This window comes from uncultured Maritalea sp., from assembly GCF_937139385.1.
In the GTDB taxonomy this organism is placed as follows: Bacteria; Pseudomonadota; Alphaproteobacteria; order Rhizobiales; family Devosiaceae; genus Maritalea; species Maritalea porphyrae_A.
In genome coordinates this window covers 1-2,711 of record NZ_CAKZPW010000404.1, presented here as the reverse complement: position 1 = coordinate 2,711, position 2,711 = coordinate 1, and the positions used below count along the sequence as shown (strand labels likewise).

The 2,711-nt window shown below is 47.7% G+C and carries 2 protein-coding genes and 1 pseudogene; all 3 read left to right on the top strand.

The features are described from left to right. Window positions 1-288 (top strand): annotated as a pseudogene (locus Q0231_RS16000) (LysR family transcriptional regulator); the annotation flags it as partial. Between the two features lie 191 nt (window positions 289-479). Next, complete coding sequence (locus tag Q0231_RS15995) at window positions 480-875, top strand: GFA family protein (RefSeq protein WP_299349158.1); 396 nt, start codon at window positions 480-482, stop codon at window positions 873-875. 332 nt (window positions 876-1,207) lie between these two features. Continuing rightward, the gene (locus Q0231_RS15990) at window positions 1,208-2,323 is read left to right on the top strand and encodes an FAD-dependent oxidoreductase (protein ID WP_299349155.1); all 1,116 of its coding nucleotides are present in this window, start codon (window positions 1,208-1,210) and stop codon (window positions 2,321-2,323) included. Window positions 2,324-2,711 lie beyond the last annotated feature (388 nt).

The window sequence follows — 2,711 nt, the reverse complement described above, 5'->3', positions numbered from 1 at the left end:
TGGGCAAAATGGTTGTCTGTGGCGTCTCCAGATAGGAATCTGAACAAAAGCGGGCCAAAATTTTCGCTTTATTCCCTGGGCTTGGAAGAATGTAAGAACGGAGCTGGAATTCTGATTGGTCACGAGGCTTTAATCAGGCCGCAAGTCGAAACTGGACAATTGGTAACGCCAATTCCGATAAGGGTTGAGCTATCACGGTTCATGACATTCAAAACAAGATTGCCGGTATCTGATGGGGCGATCTTCGGCAAAGTTATAAAGATGCTCAAAACCCAGCATTTGATCTGAGCCAAACAACGCCCGCCGCCAGTAGCGCGCATCCACTGATGCAACAGTGGCGATGCCAATCGCAAAAAGTTCATCGTACATGGGTCCATGGGTTCGTTGCTCGTTGTCCTTTGCCACACATTCAGGCTTTCTGGCATAAATTATTCAATGATGCTTAAGTGACCTGGCACTGCAAATGAGGGGGCACCAAATTGCTAACAGGAAACTGCCATTGCGGCGACACAGGCTGGACGCTTAAAGAAACACCGCAGTCAGCAACGGCGTGCAATTGCTCGGTTTGCAGTCGTTATGGTGTGCTTTGGGCTTATGGCTACATTGATCACGACATAGTTGCGCTCGGAAACACCGCAATTTACCGCCGTAGCGACAGCGGCAACATCGACTTTCACTTCTGCGCAAAATGCGGTTGTGTGACGCACTACGTCCGCACATCTGCGGGGGAAGATGGACGTCATCGCACGGCTGTTAATCTGCGACTGACAGATATTGCCGCGATCGCTGATCTACCAATCGATCACTTTGACGGGCATGAAACTTTCAAATACCTGCCGCAAGACGCACGCAAAATCAGCGATATGTGGTTCTAAATCATACCCGAAGCAAACATTAAACGGCGTGACGTAAACGCAGGCGAAATCCGCAAAGCAGCCACCATGTTGCTTTGGTTGTCTTATATGCGCTCGCCCTTGAACACATCGAAGAGGCATGCGTTTTGGGTTAGAGTTCACGCCAAATCATTGAGTGCGATTAATGTCAGCTTGGAGCCCATTTTACCAATGCTGTGCCACCTATCGAACGGCAGCTGTAGACGCCAATGAACAGTTTCGACTTTTGTGCTAGGCAGTAGTTTACGCATCCGTTGTGCAATTTCTGAAATTCAAAACAAAGGCAAACGATGACACGTAGGGAATTCTTGGCGATGTTCGGCTTGCTCAGTCTCAGTACGTTCGCTTCACCAAGGATGCTTCATGCTAAAAAACCGCGTCATGTCTTAGTCGTTGGCGCAGGTGCGGCTGGTTTAATTGCGGGTTATCGCTTGCAACAGCGTGGTATCGATTTTCAGATATTAGAGGCGTCAACTACATTCGGCGGACGAATGAAACGAAATTTGGGGTTCGCAGACTTTCCATTACCGTTGGGTGCGGAGTGGCTGCATACCCGACCAAAGGTGCTTGACACGCTCGTTGACAATCCCGCTACGAATGTTGCGGTTCAAACGTTGAGCTACGACCAAAAAGATGTCTATGCATTTTGGGATGGCATGGTCTTGACCCAAGCAAACCTAGGCAGGGAACCTGATCTAAAATTCGTCAATTCCAGTTGGTTTGATTTTTTTGAAGCCTACATTGTCCCTTCGGTTATCGATCAAATTAGATTTCAAAATCCCGTGACTACAATTGACACTTCACAGGGACGCGCGACTGTACAAACGCAATCAGGTGTGGATTTTTCTGGCGATGCGATCATAGTCACCGTTCCGCTGAAGATGTTGCAACGGCGGCAAATTACCTTCATTCCGCCCCTTCCACAACCTAAAATTGACGCGATTGATACCGCGATATTTTGGGAGGGTTATAAAGCATTTTTGGAATTTGATGAACCATTTTACCCCGCCTATACGGAGATTGAAGTCAACCCAAGAACTTCAGGACAACATGGTTTTTACGATGCATCCTATGGGCAGAACACGCGGCGCCATATCTTGGGTCTTTTTGCGGTGGGGAGCGCAGCAAGGCCTTACTTAGGAGTATCTGAAGCCGTTGTTGCTCACCAAATCTTAAGCCAACTTGATGAAATTTTCGATGGCAGAGCGACGCCAAGTTTTCGTAAAATCATTACCCAAGACTGGTCGAACGAACCCCATATTGGTGGAGCTTACCTGCAAGACCATGAAGACTGGAAGCAAGTTCGCCAACTCGGCAACTCAGTCGGTTCCAATCTGCATTTTGCCGGAGAAGCTTATACGACGGGTGAAGAATGGGGTGCGGTACACAATGCAGCCTTGGCGGCCAAAAGAGTGGTTGACCGGTTTTAGTAGATGCATACCCTTAAGCTTAATTTAGTCCATGCGCTCGCCCTTGTACACATCGAAGACGGATGCGTTTTGGGTTAGAGGTCATGCCAAGTCATTGAGTGCGATTAGTGTCTGCTTTGAGCCCAGAGCGGAAGCCGAACTCATGTCGCAAACGAAAGGATACTCGAGACAGTGCGAATTCGTTTATGGGCGAAAAATTGGGCATTCGTGAAATCAATAGATTTCGCCAATGAGGATTAAACTGAATCCAAAAGCCCAAAACAGACCCTCATTCGCGGTCGAGATTAAGAACACAACTTGGCGCTATACATTGATCTCAAAGTTTGGTGTGCTATTTTGCATACGTATGCAAAAAAATGTCGAAAATTCGTAATTTGGCACTTGGAGC

Excerpts from the sequence above, each read along its gene's own strand:
- Q0231_RS15990 (WP_299349155.1), top strand. The coding sequence starts at position 1,208 with ATGTTCGGCTTGCTCAGTCTCAGTACGTTCGCTTCACCAAGGATGCTT.